This window comes from Streptomonospora sediminis, from assembly GCF_054778995.1.
The window spans coordinates 195,818-220,566 of the sequence record NZ_BAAGYZ010000021.1 but is presented as its reverse complement, the minus strand read 5'-3'; the positions used below and the strand labels follow the sequence as shown (position 1 = coordinate 220,566).

Below are 24,749 nucleotides of genomic sequence, written 5' to 3'. Positions count from 1 at the left end.
GTGGTGGCAGCACAGCATGGACGACCGCACTGACGAACGCGATGCGCTGCACGGGCCATGGCCCACCGGCAGCGAAATCCTGCAAGCCGAGTGGCCGGATTGGCAGATCTGGCGGGACAGACGCGACGACGGCAGTCACGGCGACTGGTGCGCGGAGAAGAACTGGATGGTTCTGAGGGCGCAGACCTGCGACGACTTGCGGGAGTTGCTGAAAAAGCAGCCGTAAGCACCAAGCGAATTCAGGTGGCGAGCCGTGGTTGGCGCCCGCTCGCCACCTGTTAACCACTACCTGTGGAGGATTGTATGCCTTCGCTCATTTACAAACAAGAACCCGACAACCGCTCCCGCCCCGCCCGCGCCCGTGCGGGTGCGGATCCGCTGCCGCCGGCCCCGCCTACCCCGCCGGCGCCCCAGCCCACGCCGGAGCCCTCCGTCGCCGAACTCCGGGACCGCTATCCCGCGCTGCGGGCCGTCGAACTGTGGCGGGGCAGCTACTCCCGCGCGCTCTACGCGATCGTGCCGGGCGCGTGGCGCCTGCTGTGCGCGTCCGCAGAGCACGCCGAGGAGTTCGCGCGCCACCTCGCGGACACCATCACCGCGCCGCAGCGAGGCACCCCATGAGCGGCAACCCCACTCGCCTGTCCGCCGCAGACGAGGCCCGCCTCGCCGAAATCGCCGGGCAGATCCTCGCGGCCATCTACGTCGCACCCGACGACCCGGGCCTGCGGATGCTCCTCGCCGACGCGCTCGACGGCGTCGACCAGGTCCGGGGCCGCTCTACCCAAGTGGCGGCCACCCGGCCCTGGCCAATCAACGAGCCACCTGCGGTTTCCCGAACCCGGGCGAATCCCAACTGACCGGCCGCGGCCGTATCGAGGGGGCACGGCCGCGGCCACACGTTCCCCCACTTCCCGTTCCCCAACGCGCCAAGCCTGGGCGAGCACCGGGTCCGGGCCGGCCGCCGACGATCCTGCAGAAATGTCGAAATCCGGCGCTGGATGTCGGCACTACTGCAGGGTCGTCGCGGCCGGGGCTCCGTGGATCACCGGTGGTCCGGCGGTGCCGCTGCAGGGCCGGGGATCGGTGCGGGGCGGTGGATGGTGATGTTCCCGTGCTGCGTTGCGATGACCCGGCCTTGATCGCGCGCGGTGTTGGTTTGCCGGTTGGTCTGCGGGCCGAGCCGGTCCGGTGCCGGTGGCCGCTTCGGCCGGGGGACCGGGCCTGCAGCCGCGCCGGACGGGGCATGGCGCGCCGTTGTGCGGTGGGCCGTCCAGGCCGTTGCGGCCGCGCCGATGGCCACCACTGCGGCGAACGCGGCCCAGGCCCACAGTGCGGTCGCCGTGAGCTGGTTGCCCAGTACCCCGGCCACGGCGGCCAGCGCGAATGTGGAACCGCCACCCGCCGCTGCAACCCGCCCCGCCGACATCGTCCCCCTTTGCGCGGCCGTTGGGTGCCCGCTGCGTCTGCTGTACCCGCCGCCGTAGCCGCGCCGGCCGGGCCGCGCCATCGGGGAGGCGGCGCGGCCCGGCGGGCGCCGTTCACTCCTCGGGATTCCGGGGTTCCCCGGCCTGCTGGATGTGCATGTCGCCATGTGTGACGGCGAAGACGCTGCCGCGGTCTTCCGCCTTGTTCCGCTGTCCGTGCAGGGGGAGTTGGCCGGCGGCCTCGGACGTGCCCTGGCCGTCGCTGACTTCGACGATGTTGCCGTTTCCGGCCACGACCGGGGCCGACGCGTCGCCGCCGATCCGGATCGAGTTCCGGTTACCCGGTTTCGGGTTCATGCGATGCACACCTTTCGCAGCAGGCCAATCTCATTCCAGGCGGGTCCAATTTTCCGTTCCGCAGGTGTAGCACTCCCAAAATTCCTCGTCATCCGTTCCTTCCGGTTCCGCGGTCATTGTCGTGGTGTATTCGGCGGTGTCCCCGTCCGGCCCAACCGTGATCGTGACGTCGGCGTATCCGACAACCGGACCGCAGCCACCGTTGGGGGCGTCAAAGAGCGGTTCTTTTCCGGTGGCTCGGGTGCTGTCGCCGGTCAGTTCGACATCGGGCTCACCGCAGGCCGCCTGCACCGAATACGTGCCCGGACCGGTCTCCTCGATCCGCACTGCAGCGCCCTGCTCGTCCTCCCACGTGCCCGCGAGCCCATTGGGATCGCTCCCGACGCTTCCGTCGTCTCCGGCGACCTCCTCAAGGGCGACCTCGCTGACCACGAAGACCGCCCCGGCCGTCGCGGTCACGACCAGGAACAGGGTGAGCAACCCGGTACCCAGCAAGAGCATCCCGCCGGTCGTCATCCCGGTCGCCGCAGCCCCGCCGGCTGCTGTTCCGGCCGTGGTCCCGCCGGCCGCCGCGCCCGCACCCGCTCCGCCGGACGACGCCGGACCCGTTGCGGTGGCGGCGTGCGTACCAAAAGCCCCGCCATCCGGGAACGGCGCGCTTTGCCCGGGGAAACCGGCGTGCTCGGCGCCCGGCGGCGTGCCGTATCCGGCCTGGCCGGCCTGGTCGGCACCGGCCGGCGTCTCGTAGCCGGCGTGCCCGGAACCGTCCGGCACGCCGCAGCCGGCCTGTTCCACTCCGGGCGGCGGCTGACCGCAGAAGTCCTCCGGCCGCACCTGGCGCACGGCCGGGTCGAGGGTCAGCTCCGCCATGTGGTCGGCGACGGTCTGCCAGGACCCGCCGGTGTCACCGGTGTAGCCGGCATCGACCGCCTGGGACTCGGCTGCGCCGGTTCCGTCGGGGACCGCGGGCTGCGGCGGTTGCGGTGCGGGCGGCAGGAACTCCTGGGCCTGGGTCGCCGCGGTCGAGCCCTGGTCGTCGCCCAGCGTGTTCCACAGCACGACCGCCTCGGCCAGCAGTGCGGCCGCCGCGACCCGCTGGCCGATCACCAGGCAGCGCATGGCCTCTTCGTGCGTGAAGTACGCCGCGGCCTCCCGGTCGCCCGCGTCCTGGGCGGCGGACCAGCCGCGGCCGAGCAGCCGCCCCCACGCTTCGAACTGCAGCGAGTGGGCCATCTTCGGCGATGCGGCCCGTCCGACCAGCACCGCGAGATCGGGCCGCCCGGCCGCGGTGGCCAGCTCCGCCGCCTGCTCCAGCGCCCGGCTGTGGCCGGCCACCTGCTCCGGTGCCGTCGCCGGGTCGGCCGCCCACTGGGCGAAGTACCGGCACAACGGATCGACGGGGAACGCCGCGACGCTGCGCCGCCGCAGCGCCGCGCCGACGTCGGGCGCGCTGCCGTAGCCGTGGGCTGCGGCCACCGCAAGGCCGAGGTCGGCGAGGCGCCGGCACACCTGGTCGGCGTCGGCAATACCGGTGAGGGCGTGCACATGCGCGGGTGCCAGGTCGGCGCCGGCCAGTGTCGCGAGCACGTTGAGCACGCGCAGCTCGGCCTCGTCGCGCTGGTCGAGCAGTAAGGGCAGCAGGTCGGCGACCGCACCGGGCGGCGGCAGCGCCGACCGGCGCGGGTGCACCGCCTGCCCTGCCTGTCCCGACTGCCCCGCCGGTCCGGCTTGACCGGGCCACCCGGACCGGCCCGACCTGGCCAGTCCCGCGGTGCGCAGGAGCAGCAGCGGATTCCCACCGGCGGCCCGCCACAGTTCGTCGGCAGTGGCGCCTTCGCCGTCCAGCAGCGGCCGGCCCAGCCCGCGGGCCAGCAGCTGTGTCGCCGGAAACCGGTCCAGCCCCTCCAGGTAAAGCACGGTGCCTTCGCCGCCCAGCGACCCCTCGCGGCCGGCGAAGACGAAGGTCGCCGACGGGGCCATGTCGGTGAGCTGCCGCAACTGGTCGATTCCCAGGTCGGCGTCGTCGATGTACACCGTTATCCGCACGTCGGCGAGCAGTCTGCGCAGGTCGTTCCGTGATGGTGCGTAGCCGCGGGTCTCGTAGCAGGCCTCGAAGATCTCCTGCGCGATGTCGGCCACCTGGCGGTGTGCGGCGCTCACGAACACGACGCCGTCGGGTCCGCGCTCGACGACGGTCGCCGCGTACCGCAGCAGCGTGCTCTTGCCCACCCCGGCAGGTCCGCACAGCTGCACCGGACCGCCCTCGGCGATGGCGCCGGCCAGCGTCAGCGCCGCCGATTCGCGGCCGAGCGGCTCGCGTTGCCGCCGGGGCAGCACGGAGATGCGTTCGCGGCGCTTGGGCGCCGGCCGCTGCCGTTCGTTCACCACGGTCACGGACGACCCGTGGCGCGCGTCGACCACGAGGTTGTGGTCGCCGGCGACCACCGGTCCATAGGCGTTGCCACCGATATCGATGCGGTGACCGCCCGCAGCGTGTTCCGCATCCGTGTTCCGGTCGGCGCCACCCGCCTCCTCGTCGGGTTCGTCCGCGTGGCTCATCGCCCTCCCCTTTTCGGCCGTGGTCGGCAGCGGGCCTGCGCAATCCCGCTTGGCTGGACGTTAACGGCGCCCGGGAAGCGCGATACCGTGCTACGACGGTTTCCGGGCGGATTCCTGCGCGCTAATCGAATGCGATGCTGCTGAGCTGCGCAAGGTCGTTGATCGCGATAGTGCGGTATCCGGTGGAAACCACGCCGTCCTTGCGGAGCGTGCGCAGGATTTTGTGCACCGTGGGTTCGGCCGCGCCGGATAGGCTCGCCAACTCCGGCTGGGTGAGCGGCCACGGAATCACCGCTCCGGCTCCGGTGGGTTCGCCGTAGGTGAGAGCGATCTGATGAAGCACCCGCGCCAGCCGGGTCGGGACATCGCACCCGGCCAGATCGATGCGGTGGTTGTTGGCCGTGCGGAGTTTGGCCAGCACGGCCTGATTGACCTCGTGCATTAGTTCCGGATTCCGGTGCAGGCACGCGAGGAATTCCGCGCGGGTCACCATCCGGGCGACAACCGGCCCGCAAGTGGTCACCGTTGCCGATCGGGGGCGGTCGTCCATGGCCGAGAACTCGCCGACCAGGTCGCCGCCCATCCGGATGGCCAGCAGCGCATCGCGCTCGCCGCTGGTTCGCGCGCTGGCCTTGACCACTCCGTCGAGCAGGACCATTGCAAACGTCGACCGGTCTCCCTGGCGAATCAGCACCCGGTCGGGCGGATACCGCACGCGCGCCCCGAGCGCGAGCAACCGGTCGCGCTGATTGGGGTTCAGCACTCCGAGCAGGCTTGCGGCCGGCCAGCGGCTTGCAGCAACGCCGGAATTGGCCATGGTCCGCGCTCCGATCCGGTTCGGCCGACCGAGCTGGAATAGTAACCGATCGGGATCCGCTCGAACAGCGGATCCGGCCATGGCGTTACCGTTACCGTTGGCTGGAATGGCCGGTCGTTGGCGGTGCATTCCGCTGCAATTCCCGGCCGGGTCGCGGGCCCGGGGTGTTCGCCGCATCCGATGTGCCCGCGGCGGCTCCCGGCACCGGCGGCACGGCCGCGCACCCGGCCGCGGCGCCGCGCCACTGATCCGAGGAGGCTGGAGATTGGCCGACGAACTGGAATACCGTGCGCTGCTGACCGCCGACATCGAACGTTCGGCGGGGCGCGGCAATGTGGCATTGCGGCAGATCCGAGCGGCGCTGATGGCCGCACTGCGGGCGGCGTTCGAGCGCAGCGGGATCGCCTGGGCCGACTGCATCCGTGACGACCTCGGCGACGGCATACGGGTGGCCGCCCCGGCCGGGCTGGCGAAATCGGTGCTCATCCACCCGCTGATCCACGAGCTGGCGGTCCGCCTGCGCGCGCACAACCGCACCGCCGCACCGCAGACCGCCGTACGGGTGCGGGTCGCGCTGCATGCCGGCGAGGTCTACGTGGGCGGGCAGGGCGGTGCCGGAGGTGCCACCAGCGCCGTGGGGTCGCCGCTCGAAATCCTCGCGCGGATGGTCGACGCGCCCGCGCTCAAAACCGCACTGGCCGAAGCACCGGAGGGGGTGTCCGTCGCCCTGTTGCTGTCGCAGCACTTCTACGACGAGACGGTGCGGCACGGCTACGCGGGGATCGACCCGGACACGTTCCACAAGATCGCCTTCACGACGAAGGAGTACACGGCCGACGCCTGGCTGCATCTGGCTCCGGACACGCCGGTCCCGCAGCAGGTGTCGCAGCAGGTCCCGCAGCGTTCGCCGGCGCCCGAACCCGCCGCGCCCGAACCCGCTTCCGCCGGCTCGACAATGATCAATAAGGCCGCCGGGAACGGCACCGTCTTTGCCACGCAACATGGCGACCAGCACATCCACGGCATCGGAGCGGCCCCGACGCGCTGATCGGCTAAACCCGGGCGGTTTCAGCGCCGGATTCGACGGGGCAGGTGGAGTCATCGGTCACTGTTATGTTCTGCGCCATGGTTCCATGAGCGGGCATCCCGCCGAACGGGCGCGCCGAGCACCGGCGCGCCCGCTCGGTTTCCCCGCGTGTGCGATCGCGCGCCGGTCCGGTGCCGGCGGGCCGCTCGGATCAGGCCGCCGGCCGCCGGGTGAAACGGATGATCGGCAGGGTCCGCCCGGCCTGCTGCTGGAAGGCGGCAAAGGACGACGTGCGGCCGACGAAGCGGCCGAAGGCACGTTCGCGGTCGGTGCCGGCCAGTTCGGTGGCGGTGACCGGGATGCGTTCCACCGCGGCGGTGCCGGGCACCTCGATCTCGGCGTCGGGGTGCGCCCGCAGGTTGAACACCCAAGCGGGGTCCTTCGGCGCGCCCTTGGCCGAGCCGATCACCAGCCACGCTGCACCGTCGGTCAGGCACAGCGCGGGGTTGACGCGCTCGCGGCCGGTCTGCGCTCCCCGGCTGTGGATCAGCACCAGGTTGGTGCCGAATCCCGCCGCTTCGCGGACACGGCCCTGGTTGGCGCGGAACTCCGCGATCACGCGCTCGTTGAATGACGACACCGGGCTCATCCCCTCTTCGGTCAAGTCTGTTGTTTGTTCGAACAAGGAAATATTGCCGGGTTATTCCCGGTGCGGCGGTCCGCCCTGAACGGCATCCGCCGACGCGGCCAGATTGCCCTCGATGCCGCCGAGCGCGCGCAGTACCTCGTCCCGCTGGTCACCCTCCATGCCGCCGACCGTCATGCGCTCCAGTTCGGCCCAGATGCGCTCGACCGACCGGCGCAGACCCATGCTCGCGGGCGTGGCCTCGACAATGGTCACCCTGCCGTCCTTCGGACTGGGGGAGCGGCGCACGAAACCGGCGTGTTCCAGGCGCCGGACCGACCGGGTGACGGTTGGCGCGTCGGCGTCCAGCACGGCGGCCAGGTCGGCCTGGCGCTGCGGGCCCTCGTCCCAGAGCCGCATCATCAGCAGCTCCTGGCCCGGGTACAGACCCACCTCGCGCAGCAGTTGCCCGGCGAGCATCTTGTGGATGCGCGCCACCCGGAAGATCGCATGGCTCACCGGGCCCGCGCTGGAAACCCGGTCGCGCCCGCCGCCGTGCGCGGCGGTGCCGGAACCGGTGTCCGCAGCAGGTTCCGCGGGGGTGTTCGCGCCGGTGCCCGCGTCGGCGTTGTTCGTTGTGCTCACCTCTGCAGCCTAGGGCAACCGGGAGAACTCTTGTCCGGACAATTTGCCGTGTTCCGGGGTTCGGCGCACCGGTATCGCCCGCGGCCCGGAGCCGGCCGTGCCCGCGCCGCAGCACCCGCGGAAAACCGATTGCCCCTCCGGCCGCACATTGCTAGGTTCCGCCCGGCAGGAACCAGGCCACCGGTCCAGGCGGGACCGGTCAGCGATCGAGCAGTGAAAGCAGGTGAGGTCACGTGTCGACCGGCGCGGTGATTTCGGGTAGCGGTCCGCGGTTGCACCTCGTTGCGGCCGGCGCCTGCTGAGGCTGCGCGGGTTCCCGCGCCGTCGGCCGTTCCGGCCCGACACGAACCGGGAACCGCAAGCCCTCGCCGGTGCCGCCGGCGCATGAGGTCCGCGGACAACGGGATACACCGCCACGGGCGTACCGCCCGCCGCGGTGGTTCTGCATTCCACCCCGACCGGTGTGGAAAACCGCGAGCACGACTGGATGGACAAGACCAGTGGCAATCGACCTCAGCATTTTCGACGACCCCTTCGTGCAGGCTGCGCTGAGCATGCACCAGGGCCTCACCCACCACGGCCCCGGCTCGGCGGCCAGCACCCGGCTCATGCTGTCCCTGGCCGGCCCCTTGCCCCGGCACCCCCGCGTGGCCGACCTCGGCTGCGGAAGCGGAGCGGCGACACTCATCCTGGCGGAGCAGGCGGCCGAGGTGGTCGCCGTCGACTTCTACGAGCCGTTCCTGGAGGACGTGCGCAACTCCGCGCAGGCGGCGGGTGCGGCCGACCGCATCCGGGCCGAGGCCCACTCGATCGACGACCTGCCCTACCCCGACGGCGCCTTCGACCTGGTGTGGTCGGAGGGGGCGGCCTACAACATCGGGTTCGACAACGCGCTGCGCAGTTGGCGGCGCCTACTGGCCCCCGGCGGGGTGCTCGTGGTCACCGAATGCGGGTGGACCACCGACGAGCCCTCCGCTGAGGCCAAGGAGTTCTGGGACGAGCTGTATCCGCTGCGCAGCACGGCCGAGAACGTGGCCATCGCGACCGCCGCCGGCTACACCGTTGCGGCCACCTACCTGCTCCCGGACAGCGACTGGTTCGACGGGTACTACACCCCGTTGGAGGAGCGGGTCGCCGCCATCGATCCCGGCGACGAACTGATGGTCCAGGCCGGCGCGGTCCTGCAGCGTGAGAGCGACCTGCGGCGGGCCCACGGGGCCGAGTACGGCTACGTGGGCTACGTGCTGCGTCCGCAGAGTTAGCGAGCACTGCTGATCAGGGCGCCGGGACGGGCACGGCGTGCCCGCCTCCGGCACCCGCCGCGGTTGCCCGCAGCGGACCGGAGGGTTCACGCGCCGCCCGGGACCCCGCCGCCACCGTCGCAGGGGCCGCCGGTGCAGGCGGTCTCGTCGCGGCGCCGCTCCAGCATGACGGTGTCGCGCCAGACGCCGTGGTGGCGGGCGATGCGCTCGCGGACGCCCAGAGTGCGGAAACCCGCGCTGTGGTGCAGCGCCAGGCTGGCTTTGTTCTCCGGGAAGATCGCGGTCTGCAGCATCCACAGGCCCCCTGCGTCGGCGGCCGTGACCTGCTTGTGCAGCAGTGCCTTGCCGACTCCGCGCCCGCGTGCGGATTCGGCGACATAGACCGAGGTCTCGGCGACTCCGGCATAGGCCGCGCGGGTGGAGACGGGCGTTGCGGCGGCCCAGCCGACGGGCTCGCCGGTGCCGTCGAGCCGGGCGACCCAGCGGTGGCCCGGCGACCATTTCGCGTCGAGGTCGGCCGCAGGCGGGACCTCGGTCTCGAAGGTGGCGTGGCCGGTGGCGATGCCCTCGGCGTAGATGCGGCGCACCGCGTCGAGGTCGCCGGGTTCCATGGGGTGCACGGTGACGTCGGCGGGCAGGTCGGTGGGGCAGCAGGGCCGGGAGGCGAGCAGCCCCATCACGGCGTCGGCGGCGTGCGGGAGCCCGGTGCAGCAGGCCGGGTTGATCATGACGCGGGTGGACGTGCCGGACTTGGTGAGCGTGATGAAGCCGGCCTCGGCAAGCTTGCGCAGGTGGTGGGAGACCGTTGGCTGGCGCAGGCCCAGCGCCGCGGAAAGCTCGCCGACGGTCGCGGCGCCCGGGGCGGCGGCGATGGTGTGCAGGAGCCGGACCCGGGCGGGTTCGGCCAGGCACGCGAACCAGGCGGCGTAGGTTTCGGCGTCGGATGCGGGCAGGGTCGGTAGCGGGGCGGGGGAGGTGGGTGTGCGCACGGCCATAGGGCCATTATCGGCCACGCGCCATCGCCCCGTCCATTGACGAGCATCAATTAAGTGGTGGGTGCCGGTGCCGCCCGGATGCCGGGCCGGGCGCCGAACCATGTTCCGGGCAACCGGTCCGGGGAAGCGGTCCGGGGAAGCGGTCCGGGCCGCCGCGCCGGTGCCGGCGGGCGGCTGCGCGGCAGGCCGGGACGCCGGCGCGCCGCGGGTAGGTTCAATGGTGCGGGGCGGTCGTGTCCCGCGGCCGCGCAGTGCCCCGGCGCCGTCCGCCGGGGTTCGCGGCGTTCACTCACTCCCGGCGTTCCAGCGACGCACCGGTGCACCCGACCGGAAGGGAGCGGGCCGGATGGGCCTCCGCTTCGAGGAACTGGACTGGCGCCCCACGCCGATGGGCGACCTCGCGCTGCGCCGCCGGTGGGATCCGGTCTTCCGCACGGACGTGCACGAGATCAAGCTCGGCGACGAGTTCCTGATGTCGAGCCTGTTCACCGTGGCAGAGGAGGAAATGGCCCGGCTCGCGTTGGCCGAGTCGGCGCAGGACCGCGCCGAAGTGGTCGTGGGCGGCCTCGGGCTGGGCTTCACCGCGCAGACCGTGCTCCGCCACCCCGGGGTCGAGTCCCTGGTGGTCGTCGAGGCGCTGCCGGAGGTGGTCGAGTGGCACGAGCGCGGGCTTATCCCGGCCGGCACCGAGCTTGCCGCCGATCCGCGCTGCCGGTTCGTGCGCGGCGACTTCTTCGCGATGGCGGCGGGCGATTCCGGGTTCGACCCGCAGGTGCCGGGCCGCCGTTTCCACGCCGCCATCGTCGACATCGATCACTCGCCCGCCCACCTGCTGCACGACGGCCACGCGGGTTTCTACCGGGCTGACGGGCTGCGCCGCATGGCCGGCTTCCTGTATCCCGGCGGCGTCTTCGCGCTGTGGTCCAACGACCCGCCGGATGCGGAGTTCACCGCCGTGCTCGGCGAGGTCTTCACCGGGGTGCGCGCCGAGGTCGTCACGTTCCCCAACCCCCTGCAGGACCGCGACGCCGCCAACACCGTCTATATCGCGACGGTGCCGGCGGCCTGAGCCCGGGCCGCGGGTGTCGGCGGGCCCGTCCGCCGCGAGCGGCGCACCGGCGCAACCCCCGCCGCACAGCCGTGCCCTCACCGGCTCTCACCAGGTCATTTCCGCTGCCCGGCATTGCGGCGGTTGGCGGTGGTGTGCCAGGGTTCGCAGTCATGCACTCGCCGCCCACGTTCTACAACCAGCGGAAACGGTCCCTGACGGTCGTGTTCGCCGTGCTGTCCGCGTTACTGGTCCTGCTGCTCGCCGTGACAGCCGTGGCGGGGCTGCCTGCCGTCTCGACCGTGTTCCTCGCGGTGACGCAGGTGTTTCTGCTGGCGACCACGCTGTTCCAGCTGTATTTGATCCGGGGGTATGTGCAGCTGACCCCGGAGGGCATCGCGGTGCGCGAGGTCCGGCTGCGGACGCTGCCGTGGCGCTACATCGTCGCCATCCGCACCAAGCGGTTCCTGGCCAACACCGTGGTCGAGGTGCGCATGGCCGATGGCCGCAAGCGCAACCTCGTCGCCCCCAACCGCCTCCGGGCCAAGGACGACGCCCGGTTCGCCGCCGACGTCGCCCTCATCCACCACTGGTGGGCGTACTGCCGCGGGTGGTGATCCGACCGCTCAGGAGCTGCGGGCGATCGCGGCGTATTCGCGGATGAGCGCGCTGCTCCGGGAACGGTCCCAGGCAAGGCATACGCGTGTCGGCGCGATGTCGTGGACGGGGACGTGCACGATACCGGGGCGGTTGTAGAGGGCGGCTGCCGAGATCGGGAGCACGACGATTCCGGTCCCGGCGGCGACGTGCTCCAGCTTCTCCTCCGCGCTCCGGAGCGACGGGACCGGCTTGTGCGGTTGCGGGCCCTGCTGCTCCAGGGCGAGATCGCGCCATTCGGGCACGTCGCCGGGGTTTTGGAGTAGGCGCTCGGCAGCGAGGTCGGTGACCGAGACCGTTTCCTTGCCGGCGAGCCGGTGGTCGTCCGGCAGCATGACCGCACGCGCCTCGGTGAACAGGGGCTCGACCGCGAGGCCGCGCTGGTCGGCGGGCAGCCGCACATAGCCGACGTCGGCCCGGCCGTTGCGGATGGCGTCGGTCTGGTCGAGCCAGCCGGTCTGCAGCACCTCCACGGTCAGGTCGGGGTGGCGGTGCGAAAGCTCGCGGACGGCGGGGGCGACGACCAGACCGGGCGAGAACCCGATGGTGAAGGTACGCCGGCCGGCCGCCAGGTCGCGGACCCGGCGCCGTGCCGCGTCTGCGGCCGGCAGCAGAGCACGCGCATCCTCGGCCAGCGCCTCGCCGGCCGGGGTGAGCCGCGTGCCGCGGTTGTCCCGGTCGAACAGCTGGGCCTTGAGCTCCTGCTCCAGCGCGCGGATTTGGCGCGACAGGACCGGCTGCGAAATGTGCAGCTCCTCGGCGGCACGGATGAAGCTCCGGTGCTCGGCGACAGCGGCGAAGTAGCGCATTTTGCGCAGGTCGAGGTCCACGGCGCCTCCCGGCAGCTGGCGTGATGCCTTAAGGGTATGGCAGGCGCCGCAGAGAGCCTTGGACGGGCGGGACGGCCCGCCCGCATCGTGGAGCGAGCCGGACCGGCCGACCGCAGGTGCGGCCACCCGTTCCTGGAGGCAGCGCGTTGTCCACCCGCATGGGACGGCGAGCGGCCGCGGCCGGGCAACCGGCACGGCAAACCGATCGGAAAAGGGGACCACTCATGCCCGCAAGCGAACACCCGCAAGGCCCTGCCTACTGCATCAGCGAGCTCATCGAGGTCTTGGACCAGGCCGGCGTCGAACGCTATCTCGACCTCGCCAACCCGTCGATCGTGCACTACGGGGGCCGCGTCGTGGTGAACGCCACCGAGCCGGCAGTCCCCGAGGGCGACTGGGACGGCCGGGTCGTCGCCGTCGTGGAGTTCCCCAGCATGGACCGGCTCACAGCCTGGTACGACTCACCGGAGTACGCTCCGGCCCTCGCCGAAGCCCGGACGGCGCTGCGGCGCAGGCTGCTGTTCGTGCAAGGCGCGGACACCGCAGACCGGACGTGACCACCGCCGGCGGCGCGGCCCCGCGGCCGCGCCGCCGGATACGGTGGCACCGCAATCCAGGGCGGAGTCGGCAGAGTCGGCCGGGACACGCTGCGGCGCGGGATCGATGATCTTCCCCGGGGGCGCCAGCGCACTCCCGAAGGCCAAGAGCGAGACTGATCATCGGCCGGTACCGGCCGCTTGGGCCCCGCTCTGTCCAGGAGGATTCGCACATGATGGACACCGACGCCGCCACGCCACGGGCCCGGAGACGCCCGTGACCGGTACCGGTACGCCGCGCACCGCCCCACGGGACCGCCGGCTGTGGTGGCTGCTCATCGCCGTGGTCGCCACCCAGACCGCGCTCAACCTGGGCCGCCCGCTCATCTCGTACCGCTCGGTCGCCCTGGGCGCCGACGCGTTCGACATCGGGCTCATCACGGCGGCCTTCGCCCTGCTGCCGCTGCTCGTCGCCGTGCCGTTGGGGCGGCTGAGCGACCGGATCCGGCGCACGGCGTGGATCCTGGGCGCCGGCGCAGCGGCGATGGCCGTGGCGCCGCTGCTGCTGGCGGTCTCCCAGCGCCTGGTCACCGTGGCCGGCGGCAGCGCCGTGCTGGGGCTGGGCCACCTCACGTTCATGATCGCCGCGCAGCGGCTGGTCGCCCAGCGGTCCGCCGAACATGCGCTGGACCGCAACTTCGGCCTGCTCACGGCCTCGGCGGCGCTGGGCCAACTGGTGGGTCCGCTGCTGTCCAGCGTGCTGCTCACCGGGGCGCACTCCGACAGCGCGCTGGCCGGGGCGACCCAGCAGGCGCTGTACGTTGCCGCGCTGGCCGCGGCACTGGCGCTGCCGGCCGTGGTCGGGCTGTGGCCGGCGACCCAGCCCGAACCCGCGGCGACGCAGGCCGCGCCGCTGCCGGTGACCGCCCTGCTGCGCCGTCCCGGCGTGCCCACCGGACTGTTCACCAGCCTGGCGCTGCTGTCGTCGGTCGACCTGCTCACCGCTTACCTGCCGCTGATCGCCGAGCAGCGCGGTATCACCCCCGCCGCAGTCGGCGCGCTGCTGGCGGTCCGCGCGGCGGCCTCGATCGCGTCCCGGCTGCTGGTGGAGCGGCTCGTCGCCCGGTGGTCGCGCCGCCTGCTCATCATGGCGAGCACGCTGGGTTCGGCCGCGGCACTGAGCGCGGTGGCGCTGCCGGTGTCGGGCACCGTCGCCATGGCGGCCGCGCTCGCGCTGGGCGGGTTCCTGCTGGGGCTCGGCCAGCCGCTGACCATGACCATGGTGGTGCGGGCGGTACCCGCCGATACCCGCGGCACCGCCCTGTCGCTGCGGCTGTGGGGCAACCGGCTGGGCCAGGTCGCCATCCCGGCCGGTGCGGCCCTGGTCGCCGGGACCACCGGCGCCGCGGGCGCGCTCTGGTTCGTCTGCGCCATCCTGCTCGCAGCGACCCGGGCCGTCCACGCGGCACCGTCCGAAGGGCGATAACAGAGCCGGTGAGCGGGTGCGGGCCGCCGGTCCCGTCCGGCGGCCCGCACCCGGCGCTCGGTCGCCCGGCTAGCTGTGCTCGGCGGGCGGCTCGGCGGTGCCGGTCCGCAGGCCCGCCCCCTCGATGTCGACGTCGGGCAGGACGCGTGCCAACCAGCGCGGCAGCCACCAGGCCGCCTTGCCGAACAGCGCCATCACCGCCGGGACCAGTGTCATCCGTACCAGGAACGCGTCCACCAGCACGCCCACCGCCAGGGCGAAGGCCACCGGCTGGATCGTGGTGTTGTCACTGACGACGAACGACGCGAACACCGCGGTCATGATGACGGCCGCGCAGACCACCACCCGTGCGCTGGCGCGGAACCCGCTCACGACCGCGTGCCGCGCGCCGTGGCCGTGGACGAAGTCCTCGCGCATCCTGCTGACGAGGAACACCTCGTAGTCCATGGCCAGGCCGAACAGGGTGCCGACGAGCAGGATCGGCAGGAACGACAGCAGCGTTTCGGTCGGGGTGACACCCAGCAGGTCGCTGCCGTATCCCCACTGGAACACCGCGACCGTGGCGCCCAGCGCCGCGCCCATGCTCAGCACGAAGCCCAAAGCGGCCTTGACCGGTACCAGGATGGACCGGAAGACGAGCATCAGCAGGACCAGGGCCAGGCCTACCACGACGGAGAGGAAGAGCGGCATGGCTTCGGCGATGCGTTCGGAGGTGTCGATGCTGGTGGCGGTCGTGCCGGTGACGGAGATCGTCGCGCCGGTATCGTCCTCCCAGCCCGAGCGTGCGTCGCGGATGTCGTGCAGCAGTTCCTCGGTCTCCTCGGCCGCCGGCCCGTCCTCGGGCACGGCCACGACCATCGCGGTGTCCTCGGCGTCGTTGAAGACCGGGCGCTGCACGCTGTCGATCCGGTCGAAGGACGCCAGTTCGTCGCGGACCTGCTCGGCGTCGCCGGTGTCGGCCGACTCCACCGTCACCAGTAGCGAGGCGTTGAAGCCCTCGCCGAACTCCGCGGTGATGATGTCGTAGGCCCGGTGCTGGGTGCTGTCGGGGGCGCCGGCCTCGTCGGTGGGCAGGCCCAGCCGCATGCTCTGCAGCGGGAGCAGCGCCACCCCGAGTACGGCCAGCACCGCGATCGCGGGCAGCAGCGGCCGCCGGGTGACGGCCCCGGCCCAGCGCGAGCCCAATGTCGACACGGCGGTCAGCGCACGCTCCGCGCGCGCACCCAGCCCCGGCAGCCGGCCCGCGCGCACCCGCCCGCCGAGCAGGCCCAGGATCGCGGGCAGCAGGGTGATGGCGACCAGCACGGAGAACGCGACCGTGACCGCGGCGGCGATGCCCATGACGGTCAGGAACGGGATCTGCACGATGCTGAGCCCCAGCAGCGCAATAACCACGGTCACCCCGGCGAAGACGACCGCGCTGCCGGCCGTGCCGATGGCGCGGCCCGCCGACTCCTGCGGGGCCATGCCCTCCAGCAGTTGCTGGCGGTGCCGCGCGAGCACGAACAGGCTGTAGTCGATGCCCACGGCCAGGCCGAGCATCAGCGCCAGCAGGGGAGCGGTGCTGGTCAGGTCCAGTACCGGCGACAGCGCGTAGACCAGCGCCATGCCCGCGCCGGCTCCGGCCAGCGCCATGAGGATGGGGATCCCGGCCGCCACGACGGCGCCGAAGTTCACCAGCAGGACCACCAGGGCGATCAGCAGGCCGGCGCTTTCACCGCCGTGGATGCCCGAGACCTCGGCGACGGAGATCGCCTGGCCGCTGAACTCGGCGTCGAGCCCGGCCTGCTCGGCCGCAGTGCCGCTGGCGAGCAGGTCGTCCACAGTGGCGGACGGCACGCTGCCGTCGGGCTGGGTGAATTGGACCTGGAGCAGTGCCGTGGTGCGGTCGCCCGAAAACAGCGGGATCTCCTGCATCACCTCGTCGTCGACCTGTTCGGCGGCCGCGTCGGGCAGGTCGTCCTCGGCGATGCGGCGGTCGACCTCGTCTTCGACCTGCGCCCGCGCCCGGTCCTCGTCGAAAGCGGGTGCCTGGGCGCGGGCCTGTTCGCGTGCCTGCTGCTCGGCCTGCTCCAGCGCCTGCTGCCGCCCCGGTGAGCCTTCGGGGTACTGCGCCGCAGCCGATGAGCGGGCCTGTTCGGCGGCCTCGTCCGCCGCCGAGTCGACCTCGGACTCGTAGTCGGCGCGCGCCTGCTCCATGCCGGATCCGATCATGGAGGAGCGGAGTTCGCCGCTGTTCAGGGCCTGTTCGCGGCCTTGGTCGTAGAGCTCGAACGGGCCGGTGACGGACTGGACGCCGTCGATGCCCTCGATCCGGTCGGCGGTGTCGCGGACGGCGTCCTGGTACTTGCCGGAGGTGATGTCGGCATCCTCCGGCGCCTCCAGCACGACGGTGGCCCGGCCGCCGCTGCGTTCCGGGAAACGCTCCTGGAGCATGTCGACCGTGTCCTGGGATTCGGTTCCGGGGATCGAGAAGGAGTCGTTGACCGGAACCCGTAGGACGGCCGCTGCTCCGGCGAGCGCGGCCAGGAGGACGATCCACACGGCGATGACCGGCCAGCGGTGCCGGTAGGAGAGCTTGCCCAGGCGGTACAGGAGCGTTGCCATCGGTTCATTCCTGCTTGTCGGCGATCTGCGGGGGCCGAACTGACCGGATCACTGCTGATCTGCTTCTGAATGATTCGTCAGTCTTGATGGCCACGTCAGAAACAGATTACACGTCCAACTGCAAAGAGGGCCCCACGTGCGGGTATGTGCTCGCTCACCTGCGGGTATCGGCATGCCCGGGTCGCCGCGTGTACCCCGAAGGCGGGGCGGCATGGGGATAGGGCGGCATGAAGGCAGGGCGCCATGCCGGCGGGACGGCTCGTGCCGGTGGCCGGTTCGGGACGGAGTGGTGAGGGCGGCGGTGGGCCGCGGCGGGGCCGGTGCGAGTGCGCAGGCCGGCCCGTGCTCAACAGCGGCGGCCGCGCGGCGCCGGGGCGCAGTAGGGCGCGCGGTTGCCGGCGGGGATCAGCCGGTACCGGTGCCGGCGCCGGCACCAGTACCGGGCGCAGGCATATCGGGCAGCGGCGCGTGCGCCAGCGCCCGTGCCTCGTCGCGGGACATGCCCAGCATGGTCAGCAGGTACTCGGCGAGTTCGTCGCACGCATCGCGGTCGAGGTGCTCGGGATCCTCAAGCTGCAGGTGCACCAGGGCGATCAGCGATCCGCCCACGACCGCCAAGCCGAGTTCGGCGTTGGCGATGGTGAAGCGGCCCGCCTCCATGCCGCGCCGGATGCCGGCCAGCGCCCGCGGGGCCAGCCCGTGGTCGGCCGACAGGAACGCCATGCCGTTGTACACCAGCACACGGGCCAGGTTGGGGTGGGTCGTGCCGAGGCGGGCCGTGGTGCGCACCGCCAGGGCGAACGACTCGGCCGGGTCGTCGATGCCGGAGGTCCAGGAGTCGAGCATCGTGCCGTGCTCGGTGAGCACGTCCTCGACAGCGGCCCGCATGAGCTGCTGCTTGTCCTCGAAATGGTTGTAGAACGAGCCGAGCCCGACATCGGCTTCGTCGGTGACCTCCTGGACGCTGAACCCGAGGTCGCCCTTGCGTGCCAGCAGAGCACGTCCGGCATCGACCAGCGCTTGGCGGGTGCGCGCCTTGCGGCGCTCCACACGGGGGAGTTCCGCGGCCGGTCTGTGCTGCGGATCGCCCGCGGCCGACTGTCGGGTCACCATGCGCCAAGGATATCCGCATCCAGGACTGACGGATCGGTCATTCGTGAAGCGGATTCGGGGCCGGGCGGCAACCGGCCGCCGGCGGGCCGCAGCCGCCAACGGGCATCAGAGGGCTTCAGTGGTCCAACGGCGCCGGTTCGAGGATGACAACGGGAATCTCCCGCTCCGTGGCCTCCTGGTAGTCGGCGTAATCCGGGTACGTGTCAACAGCGCGCCGCCACCAGCGCTCCCGCTCTTCGCCGGTGGCGACTCTGGCGATCATGTCGCGGGGTTCGGGGCCGTCCTGCACCATGACACGGGGGTCGGCGACCAGGTTGCGGTACCAGGCCGGGTGCGCCGGGGCGCCGTTGTAGGAGGCCACCGCGGCGTAGACACCGCCGTGCTCGACGCGCATGACCGGGCTCTTGCGCAGGTATCCGCTCCTCGCGCCGCGAGTGGTGAGGATGATGACGGGCTTGCCGTGCTGGTGGCCGCCCTCGCGCCCGCCGGTCCTCTCATAGCGGTCGACCTGGTCGTGCGCGTAGGTCATGGCGCTGGGTGCGTAGTCGCCGTGCAATGGCATTTCGGTGGTTTCCTTCCTGGCCGGCGGTGTTGGAACTGCGGCGGTCCGCGGCGTTCCGCTTCCGCCCGCGCGCGGCGGGCCGCCGGGCGCCATCCTGAACGCGGGTCGCCGCACTGCGCACATTCTCATGCCGGATCGGCAAGAATGGGGGAATGAATGACGACCTTGCGGGCGTGCTGGATGCGGTGGCTCCCCGGCTGCGGGCGCTGCGGCGCGCGAAAGGGATCACCCTGGCCGACCTGTCGGCGACCACGGGTATCTCCGAGAGCACGCTGTCGCGGCTGGAGAACGGCGGCCGGCGGGCCAATCTGGAGTTGCTGCTGCCGCTGGCCCGCGCCTACGGAGTACCGCTCGACGACCTCGTCGGCGCCCCGCACACCGGCGACCCGCGCGTGCACCTGCGCCCGATCCAGCGTTTCGGCAGGACCTTCATCCCGCTGAGCCGACGGGCGGGCGGCCTTCAGGCCCACAAGATGATCATTCCGGGGGTGCGCGAACCGGCCGAGCCCGAACTCCAGACCCACGAGGGCTACGAATGGCTCTACGTGCTCAACGGCCGGCTGCGCCTGTTCCTGGGCGACCAGGACCTCGTCCTGTCGCCCGGAGAAGCCGCCGAGTTCGACACCCACCTGCCGCACTCGCTCGACGCCGCCGGCGCCGAGCCGGTGGAGGTCCTCGTCCTCTTCGGCCAGCAGGGCGAACGCGCCCACATCCGCGCCCGCCCCGCCTGACCCGCCGCCGCAACGGCGGCCCCGCCGGCAAGGCCCTGACCCGGTCCCCGCCGACCCGTGCCAGAGCGGCGCCGAACGGCGTAACCTGGCGCCACCGGGCGGCCCCGGTCGCCCGGCCGGGGCCGCCGCCGACCCTGCCGACCCTGCCCCCGATGGACGTGGAAGCCCCGATGACACCAGACCCGCGCGGTACGCAGCGCACCGAGCCCGGCGAGCCCGGCGAGCACAGCGAGCACAGCGAGCCGGCCCCCGAACCCCTGGTCGGCGACGGTGTCACCCAGGGCATCGTGCGGATCGGCGACACGGTCCGCCGGCCTACCCGGCCGTTCACCGCGACCATCCAGGCCTACCTCGCCCACCTGCACAGCGCCGGGTTCACCGCCGCGCCGGTCCCGCTCGGCACCGACGAGCAGGGGCGCGAAGTGCTGTCCTACGTTCCCGGCGACGTCCCGCGCGAGCCGCTGCCCGCCGAGGCCGCCGACGAAGCGGTCCTGGTCGCGCTGGCCGAACTCATCCGCGGCCTCCACGAGGCAGCCCAGGGCTGGACCCCGCCGGCGGACGCGGTCTGGGGCGGCATTCCCGGATCCGAAACGATCAGCGCGGAGCCGCAGGAGGAGCCGCTCGAACTGGTCAGCCACCGCGACTACTGCCCCGGCAACGTCGTCTTCCGCGGCGGTGTACCGGCCGCCCTCATCGACTTCGACCTCGCCCGGCCCACCACCAGGCTCTACGACATCGCCAACGCGCTGTACTGGTGGGTGCCGCTGTTCGATCCCCGCGACCGCGCGCCCGCGTTCGCCGACCTGGACGCGGCCCACCGGTGCGCCGTCTTCGCCGACGCCTACGGCATGACCGCAGGCCAGCGCAGGGAGTTGGTGCCCCTGGCGGTACGGATGGTGCACCGCTTCCACCTGCGGGCCCGCGCCGCCGCCGACCGCGATCCGGTGTTCCGCCGCCTCTGGGAGCAGGGCACCAAGGACCGGATGCCCCGGGCCGAAGCGTGGATCGCCCGCGAGGGCCCCGCCATCGCCGCCCGCCTCACGGGTGGACCGGGCGGCCACCGCGGCTGATCCGCGGTGCGGCTAACCAGTAACCGGTTTGCGGGCCACGCCGCCGTATTCGGCGACCGGGTCGGTCCGGGTGGAGCGGCCCTGCCCGGGGCGCCACAACGAGCACGAGACCACGCCCGGCTCCAGCAGTTCCAGGCCGTCGAAGAGCGCCTCGATCGCGGCCGCGGACCTTATCGTGAGCTTGGGCGTGCCCCGCTCGTTCCAGGCCCGGGCCACCTGGTGGGCGCGGTCGTGGTCGATGTCGTCGGTGGGGTGGGAGATCACCAGGAAGCTGCCCGGTGCGAGCGCATCGAGCAGGCGGTCCAGCACCGACCGGACCTCGGTGTCGTCGGCCACGAAGTTGACCACGCCCAGCAGCATCAGGGCCACCGGTTCCGACAGGTCCAGGCTGCGGCCGGCCGCCTCCAGGATCGCCTCGGGGTCGCGCAGGTCGGCGTCGATGTAGTCGGTGACCCCCTGCTCGGTGCCGACCAGGAGCGCGCGGGCGTGGGCGAGCACCAGCGGGTCGTTGTCCACGTAGACCACGCGCGCCTCGGGTGCCTGGGCCTGGGCGACCTCGTGGGTGTTGTTGCGGGTCGGCAACCCCGTGCCGACGTCGAGGAACTGCCGCACGCCCCGGTCGCGGACAAGGTGGGTGACCGTGCGGACCAGGAACTCCCGGTCGGCCACCGCATTGTCGACGATCTCGGGGAAGAACGAGCGGATCTGGTCGCCCATCTCGCGGTCGACGGCGTAGTTGTCCTTGCCGCCCAGCCAGTAGTTCCAGATCCGGGCGTTGTGCGGGACGGTGGTGTCGATACCGGGTGCGGCGTTCTCGGAAGGCACGGTCCTGCTTTCGCTACTGGGCCCGGTGCCTGGCGGAGGGGCCGGATCGGGCCGGGTGGGCGGGGCCGGTCAGACCGGATGAAGCTGGTCAAGCCGGACGGTTCGGTCAGCACCCATTCAACGACCCCGGCGGATCCTCCGGCAAGTACCGTCCGGCCGCCGTCCGGCAGGTAACGCCGCGGTCCCGCGGGCCGAGCGGTGGCGGCCGCGAGCCCGGTGGCATCGGGCGTTCACAGCAGGTGGTTCTCAAGCAGCGCCGGGCGCAGTCCGGCGCGGTCGGCCTGCTCGGAGAATTCGGCCACGTTTTCCGCGAAGCTTCCCCGGAAATGCATGAGGACAATGTCGCCGGCACGCAGTTCGCCGCCCGAAGCAAACGCCATTTCGCCGTTCTTGAGTTCGGCACTCCAGTGGACGACGGCGGATGCGCCGCATTCTTCGGCTGCGCGAATCGTCGTCTCGTCATAGTTTCCGTACGGCGGCCGGAACAGTTTCGGTCGTTTCCCGAAGGTCCGCTTGTAGTCTTCGGCGGGTTGGCAGATCTGGCGTTTCTGGTCGGCGAGGTCCTGGCCCTCCAGGTTGGAGTGATCGATGCCGTGAGTCTCGATGCGCGCTCCTGCCGTGTCGCGCAGGCGGCGGAAGAACTCCGGTTCGTCGAGAGCGTAGTCACTGGTGAGGAAAAGCGTTGCGGGTACCCCCGCCTCCTCCAGCGTGGCGGCCATCGACCGGTCGCGTACCGCACCGTCGTCGATGGTCAGGAAGACGACGGGATCGTCGGTCTCCACCCGGAAAACGACGCCGTCGGAGGCCGTGCCCGCTCCGGATGTGTGCGCGGCGAATCCCGGAGTGCAAGCGGCGAGCGCGGTGGCGGCCACAATGAGTAGAAGCAGTGAACCTGCATGCCGAATTGCCATGTCGTCCTCTCCTGGTCGTCCTCACTGGACGCTAGGAAACGGACTTCCCATTGCTGTAGCACCTGTGCCGCAGTTTCCCGGCGGAAATCCGTCGATCGTGTAACAGCGGTTGGTGCGGGCGGTAGCATCGCTTTCGATGCGAGAATCGATGCGAAGGGCCGCGGCCGCACTCTGCGCGGCCGCCGGGGCGCTCTTCCTCGCCGGCGGTTGCGGCATGGTCGATACGGGAGTACGGATATCCGGACCGGCGCCGGCCCCGTCCGACGAGGTGTCGGGCTCCGGCGGGAACAACGGCGGCACCACCGCGCGTACCGTCGATGCGGTCGAGCTGCTGCGCGAGGATCCGGGCGTCGGCGACCGCGTCAAGGACGCGGTGGCGCACCCCTGCACCGAGGAGTACGGCGAGGGCTGGTACCCGGTGTACCTGCGCTATACCGAGATTTCCGGCGCCGGGATCCCGGTCGCCCTGATCAATGTGCAGGAGTGCGGGGCGAGCGTGGCCTGCCACGGCGCGCTGGCCGGTTACGTCTACCGCCTGTGGGAGGACCGCACCGAACGCGTTTTCACGGTCGCGGACGGAATCTCCCGGGTCGACCTGCACGAAGGCGGCATCGTGGTCGAACGCTCGCTCCCGGGAGAACTGGTGGGTGCCCGCTGCCCCGTCGACCGCACGAGTCTGCACTGGAACGGTGAACGGCTGGCCGAGGAGGGGACCGGGAGTGATTAGCAGGTGACCGAAGCCCATGTGCTGTTCGTCGAGGACGACGACGTCATCCGCGAGGCGACCGGGCTCAGCCTGGAACGGGACGGCTTCCGGGTGACTCCGGCCGCGGACGGCCGCGAAGGACTGGCCGAGTTCCGCGCGTGCCGGCCCGACGCCGTACTGATCGATGTCGTGCTGCCCAACCTCAACGGCGTCAGCCTGTGCCGCCGCATCCGGGAGGAGAGCCTGATCCCGGTACTCATGCTCTCCGCCCGCGACGACCCGGTGGACATCGTCGTCGGTCTGGAGGCGGGGGCCGACGACTACGTCACCAAGCCGTTCGACAGCGCGGTGCTGACGGCGCGGCTGCGCGCGGTGCTGCGGCGCACCGGCCGCTTCGCCGCAGGCGGTGCATCCGGCGGTGTGCTGCGCTTCGGGGATGTCGAGATCGACCCGGACGGGGTGCGGGTGCTGCGCGCGGGCCGCGAGGTGAACCTGACCCCCACCGAGATGCGGCTGCTGCTGCGGTTCGCGGAGTCGCCCGGTACGGTCCTCAGCCGCGATGTCCTGCTGGAGAACGTCTGGGACTACGAGTGGGGCGGCGACACCCGGGTGGTCGACGTGCACGTGCAGCGGCTCCGCAACAAGATCGGCACCGACCGCATCGAGACGGTGCGCGGATTCGGTTACCGGCTCGCAGGCGACCAGCGGTGAACCTGCGCTGGCGGATCACCGCGACCATCGCGGTGGTGAGCGCACTGGTCGCCGTGGCGCTGAGCCTGACGGTGCACTACGCCTTTGCGCTGAAGCAGGCCGAGGACGCCCGCGAATTGCAGACGGACCGGGTCGAGCTGGCGCTGCGCTCCTATGAGCGGACCGGCCGGCCCGTGCTGGGCAGCCGGGTCGATGCCGCCGACCTGCCCGACCGGTTGCGGCAGGTCGCCGAGGACGGCAACACCGCGACACTGATCTCCGGCCGCGGCACCAACGCGGCGGTTTGGGCGGCGGTGCCCGCCTCGGACGGCAGCATCCTTTCGTTGCGCACCTCTTACGCACCCCGGCTGGCCGACCTGGCCCGGCTCGACCGGGTGCTGCTGGCCGCCGCGGCCGCTGTGGTCGCGCTGGGCGCGGGTTCCGGAGTGGTCCTGGGCGCCGGACTGTCGGCACGGTTGAGCCGCGCCGCCGGAGCCGCCGGCCGGGTGGCCGCCGGCGACCACGGCACCCGGGTAAGCGAGGCCGTGGGGGGAAGCGCCCGCGACGAGGCCAGCGAGCTGGCGCGGTCGGTCGACGCAATGGCCGATGCGCTTCAGGCCCGCATCACGGCCGAACAGCGGGTGACCGCCGATATCGCCCACGAGCTGCGCACGCCGCTGACCGGGTTGAGCACCGCCGCCGACCTGTTGGATGAGGGCCGCCCGGCGGAGCTGGTCCGCGACCGGGTCGCCGTGTTGCGGGCGCTGGTCGAGGACGTGCTGGAAGTGGCGCGTCTGGACACCGCCACTCAGCGCCCCGACCTCAGCGACATCGCGCTTGCCGAGTTCGTTCAGCGCCGGGCCGCCAGGTTCGCCCCCGATGTGGCGGTGCGCTGTGTAGCGGAGGAAGTGGTCTCCACCGACCCCCGCCGCCTGGAACGGATCCTGGCCAACCTGCTGGCCAACGCGTTGCGCCACGGTGCGCCGCCGGTCACTGTGGAGGTCGACGGCTCCAGGGTGCGCATCCATGACCTCGGGCCGGGATTCCCTGACGTGCTGCTGCGCGAGGGCCCCAGCCGGTTCCGCAAAGGCACGGAGGCGCCGGAAGGCGGCGGCCACGGCCTGGGGCTGACCATCGCGCGCGGGCAGGCCGATGTCCTGGGCGCCCGGCTGGTCCTGGAGAACCATCCCGACGGCGGTGCGCTGGTGACTCTCGACCTGGCGCCCGGCGAGCCGCCCGTGTAGCCGCACGCTCCGGCGGCCGGCG

Annotated in this window: 27 protein-coding genes; 14 read left to right on the top strand and 13 right to left on the bottom strand. The window is 72.0% G+C overall.

Annotation, left to right across the window (positions count from 1 at the left end):
* Positions 1 to 16 precede the first annotated feature (16 nt).
* The 3 genes from ACYVD5_RS06510 (at position 17) to ACYVD5_RS06500 (ending at position 857) form a co-directional block, all read left to right on the top strand.
* On the top strand, positions 17 to 226 hold the full coding sequence (locus ACYVD5_RS06510; protein ID WP_460999998.1) for a hypothetical protein: 210 nt from the start codon (positions 17 to 19) through the stop codon (positions 224 to 226).
* A gap of 77 nt (positions 227 to 303) precedes the next feature.
* Entirely contained in the window at positions 304 to 621 is a 318-nt protein-coding gene (locus ACYVD5_RS06505) for a hypothetical protein (RefSeq protein WP_460999997.1), read from the top strand.
* On the top strand, positions 618 to 857 hold the full coding sequence (locus ACYVD5_RS06500; protein WP_460999996.1) for a hypothetical protein: 240 nt from the start codon (positions 618 to 620) through the stop codon (positions 855 to 857). The genes ACYVD5_RS06505 and ACYVD5_RS06500 overlap by 4 nt, the downstream gene beginning before the upstream one ends.
* A 185-nt stretch (positions 858 to 1,042) precedes the next feature.
* On the opposite strand, the gene ACYVD5_RS06495 is transcribed toward ACYVD5_RS06500, so the two are convergent.
* The 4 genes from ACYVD5_RS06495 to ACYVD5_RS06480 all read right to left on the bottom strand — a co-directional run bounded on the left by ACYVD5_RS06495 (position 1,043) and on the right by ACYVD5_RS06480 (position 5,157).
* Positions 1,043 to 1,426: a hypothetical protein gene (locus ACYVD5_RS06495; protein WP_460999995.1), complete on the bottom strand. Its 384-nt coding sequence runs from the start codon at positions 1,424 to 1,426 to the stop codon at positions 1,043 to 1,045.
* Positions 1,427 to 1,538: 112 nt separating this feature from the next.
* Positions 1,539 to 1,781 carry a hypothetical protein gene (locus tag ACYVD5_RS06490; RefSeq protein WP_460999994.1) on the bottom strand — a complete coding sequence of 81 codons (243 nt, stop codon included), beginning with the start codon at positions 1,779 to 1,781 and terminating at the stop codon, positions 1,539 to 1,541.
* 30 nt (positions 1,782 to 1,811) lie between these two features.
* The gene (locus ACYVD5_RS06485) at positions 1,812 to 4,340 is read right to left on the bottom strand and encodes an AAA family ATPase (protein ID WP_460999993.1); all 2,529 of its coding nucleotides are present in this window, start codon (positions 4,338 to 4,340) and stop codon (positions 1,812 to 1,814) included.
* Between the two features lie 121 nt (positions 4,341 to 4,461).
* Complete coding sequence (locus ACYVD5_RS06480) at positions 4,462 to 5,157, bottom strand: Crp/Fnr family transcriptional regulator (RefSeq protein ID WP_460999992.1); 696 nt, start codon at positions 5,155 to 5,157, stop codon at positions 4,462 to 4,464.
* Positions 5,158 to 5,422: 265 nt separating this feature from the next.
* On the opposite strand from ACYVD5_RS06480, the gene ACYVD5_RS06475 reads away from it, so the two are divergent.
* Positions 5,423 to 6,205 (top strand): hypothetical protein, encoded by a 783-nt coding sequence (locus ACYVD5_RS06475; protein WP_460999991.1) that lies wholly within the window; start codon positions 5,423 to 5,425, stop codon positions 6,203 to 6,205.
* Between the two features lie 190 nt (positions 6,206 to 6,395).
* On the opposite strand, the gene ACYVD5_RS06470 is transcribed toward ACYVD5_RS06475, so the two are convergent.
* Positions 6,396 to 6,848: a nitroreductase/quinone reductase family protein gene (locus ACYVD5_RS06470; protein WP_460999990.1), complete on the bottom strand. Its 453-nt coding sequence runs from the start codon at positions 6,846 to 6,848 to the stop codon at positions 6,396 to 6,398.
* Positions 6,849 to 6,884: 36 nt separating this feature from the next.
* Positions 6,885 to 7,454, bottom strand: a complete 570-nt coding sequence (locus ACYVD5_RS06465) for a MarR family winged helix-turn-helix transcriptional regulator (RefSeq protein ID WP_460999989.1) — start codon at positions 7,452 to 7,454, stop codon at positions 6,885 to 6,887.
* 500 nt (positions 7,455 to 7,954) lie between these two features.
* Between ACYVD5_RS06465 and ACYVD5_RS06460 the strand changes: the two genes are divergently transcribed.
* Positions 7,955 to 8,716, top strand: coding sequence for a class I SAM-dependent methyltransferase (locus tag ACYVD5_RS06460; RefSeq protein ID WP_460999988.1), 762 nt, complete (start codon positions 7,955 to 7,957; stop codon positions 8,714 to 8,716).
* Between the two features lie 86 nt (positions 8,717 to 8,802).
* Here ACYVD5_RS06460 and ACYVD5_RS06455 read toward each other — a convergent pair whose 3' ends face one another.
* Positions 8,803 to 9,711, bottom strand: coding sequence for a helix-turn-helix domain-containing GNAT family N-acetyltransferase (locus ACYVD5_RS06455; protein WP_460999987.1), 909 nt, complete (start codon positions 9,709 to 9,711; stop codon positions 8,803 to 8,805).
* A 346-nt stretch (positions 9,712 to 10,057) separates the two neighbouring features.
* On the opposite strand from ACYVD5_RS06455, the gene ACYVD5_RS06450 reads away from it, so the two are divergent.
* Entirely contained in the window at positions 10,058 to 10,780 is a 723-nt protein-coding gene (locus tag ACYVD5_RS06450; protein ID WP_460999986.1) for a polyamine aminopropyltransferase, read from the top strand.
* A gap of 152 nt (positions 10,781 to 10,932) precedes the next feature.
* Positions 10,933 to 11,376, top strand: coding sequence for a hypothetical protein (locus ACYVD5_RS06445; RefSeq protein ID WP_460999985.1), 444 nt, complete (start codon positions 10,933 to 10,935; stop codon positions 11,374 to 11,376).
* A gap of 9 nt (positions 11,377 to 11,385) precedes the next feature.
* Here ACYVD5_RS06445 and ACYVD5_RS06440 read toward each other — a convergent pair whose 3' ends face one another.
* The gene (locus tag ACYVD5_RS06440) at positions 11,386 to 12,246 is read right to left on the bottom strand and encodes a LysR family transcriptional regulator (RefSeq protein ID WP_460999984.1); all 861 of its coding nucleotides are present in this window, start codon (positions 12,244 to 12,246) and stop codon (positions 11,386 to 11,388) included.
* Between the two features lie 224 nt (positions 12,247 to 12,470).
* On the opposite strand from ACYVD5_RS06440, the gene ACYVD5_RS06435 reads away from it, so the two are divergent.
* Together ACYVD5_RS06435 and ACYVD5_RS06430 are read left to right on the top strand one after the other, a co-directional pair.
* Positions 12,471 to 12,803, top strand: coding sequence for a DUF1330 domain-containing protein (locus tag ACYVD5_RS06435; protein ID WP_460999983.1), 333 nt, complete (start codon positions 12,471 to 12,473; stop codon positions 12,801 to 12,803).
* Between the two features lie 256 nt (positions 12,804 to 13,059).
* Positions 13,060 to 14,268 carry an MFS transporter gene (locus tag ACYVD5_RS06430; RefSeq protein WP_460999982.1) on the top strand — a complete coding sequence of 403 codons (1,209 nt, stop codon included), beginning with the start codon at positions 13,060 to 13,062 and terminating at the stop codon, positions 14,266 to 14,268.
* A 69-nt stretch (positions 14,269 to 14,337) separates the two neighbouring features.
* Here the strand turns inward: ACYVD5_RS06430 and ACYVD5_RS06425 are convergent, their stop codons facing one another.
* From ACYVD5_RS06425 to ACYVD5_RS06415, 3 genes are all read right to left on the bottom strand, one after another.
* Positions 14,338 to 16,875, bottom strand: coding sequence for an MMPL family transporter (locus ACYVD5_RS06425; protein ID WP_460999981.1), 2,538 nt, complete (start codon positions 16,873 to 16,875; stop codon positions 14,338 to 14,340).
* 405 nt (positions 16,876 to 17,280) lie between these two features.
* The gene (locus tag ACYVD5_RS06420) at positions 17,281 to 17,988 is read right to left on the bottom strand and encodes a TetR/AcrR family transcriptional regulator (RefSeq protein WP_460999980.1); all 708 of its coding nucleotides are present in this window, start codon (positions 17,986 to 17,988) and stop codon (positions 17,281 to 17,283) included.
* 115 nt (positions 17,989 to 18,103) lie between these two features.
* The gene (locus tag ACYVD5_RS06415) at positions 18,104 to 18,550 is read right to left on the bottom strand and encodes a nitroreductase family deazaflavin-dependent oxidoreductase (protein ID WP_460999979.1); all 447 of its coding nucleotides are present in this window, start codon (positions 18,548 to 18,550) and stop codon (positions 18,104 to 18,106) included.
* A gap of 152 nt (positions 18,551 to 18,702) precedes the next feature.
* On the opposite strand from ACYVD5_RS06415, the gene ACYVD5_RS06410 reads away from it, so the two are divergent.
* Together ACYVD5_RS06410 and ACYVD5_RS06405 are read left to right on the top strand one after the other, a co-directional pair.
* Positions 18,703 to 19,281, top strand: a complete 579-nt coding sequence (locus ACYVD5_RS06410) for a helix-turn-helix domain-containing protein (protein WP_460999978.1) — start codon at positions 18,703 to 18,705, stop codon at positions 19,279 to 19,281.
* Between the two features lie 152 nt (positions 19,282 to 19,433).
* Complete coding sequence (locus tag ACYVD5_RS06405; RefSeq protein ID WP_460999977.1) at positions 19,434 to 20,351, top strand: phosphotransferase enzyme family protein; 918 nt, start codon at positions 19,434 to 19,436, stop codon at positions 20,349 to 20,351.
* A 12-nt stretch (positions 20,352 to 20,363) separates the two neighbouring features.
* Here the strand turns inward: ACYVD5_RS06405 and ACYVD5_RS06400 are convergent, their stop codons facing one another.
* Positions 20,364 to 21,176: an SAM-dependent methyltransferase gene (locus ACYVD5_RS06400; protein ID WP_460999976.1), complete on the bottom strand. Its 813-nt coding sequence runs from the start codon at positions 21,174 to 21,176 to the stop codon at positions 20,364 to 20,366.
* A 230-nt stretch (positions 21,177 to 21,406) separates the two neighbouring features.
* Positions 21,407 to 22,087 carry a polysaccharide deacetylase family protein gene (locus ACYVD5_RS06395; RefSeq protein ID WP_460999975.1) on the bottom strand — a complete coding sequence of 227 codons (681 nt, stop codon included), beginning with the start codon at positions 22,085 to 22,087 and terminating at the stop codon, positions 21,407 to 21,409.
* A gap of 136 nt (positions 22,088 to 22,223) precedes the next feature.
* Here ACYVD5_RS06395 and ACYVD5_RS06390 point away from each other — a divergent pair, with 136 nt between their 5' ends.
* Genes ACYVD5_RS06390 through ACYVD5_RS06380 form a run of 3 tightly spaced genes read left to right on the top strand, consistent with a single transcriptional unit; the run spans position 22,224 to position 24,727 of the window.
* A complete protein-coding gene (locus ACYVD5_RS06390) occupies positions 22,224 to 22,814 on the top strand; it encodes a hypothetical protein (RefSeq protein ID WP_460999974.1) in 591 nt (196 codons plus the stop codon).
* Positions 22,815 to 22,817: 3 nt separating this feature from the next.
* Entirely contained in the window at positions 22,818 to 23,504 is a 687-nt protein-coding gene (gene cseB, locus ACYVD5_RS06385) for a two-component system response regulator CseB (RefSeq protein WP_460999973.1), read from the top strand.
* Positions 23,501 to 24,727, top strand: coding sequence for a sensor histidine kinase (locus ACYVD5_RS06380; protein WP_460999972.1), 1,227 nt, complete (start codon positions 23,501 to 23,503; stop codon positions 24,725 to 24,727). Before cseB ends, ACYVD5_RS06380 begins: the two co-directional genes overlap by 4 nt.
* Positions 24,728 to 24,749: the final 22 nt, after the last annotated feature.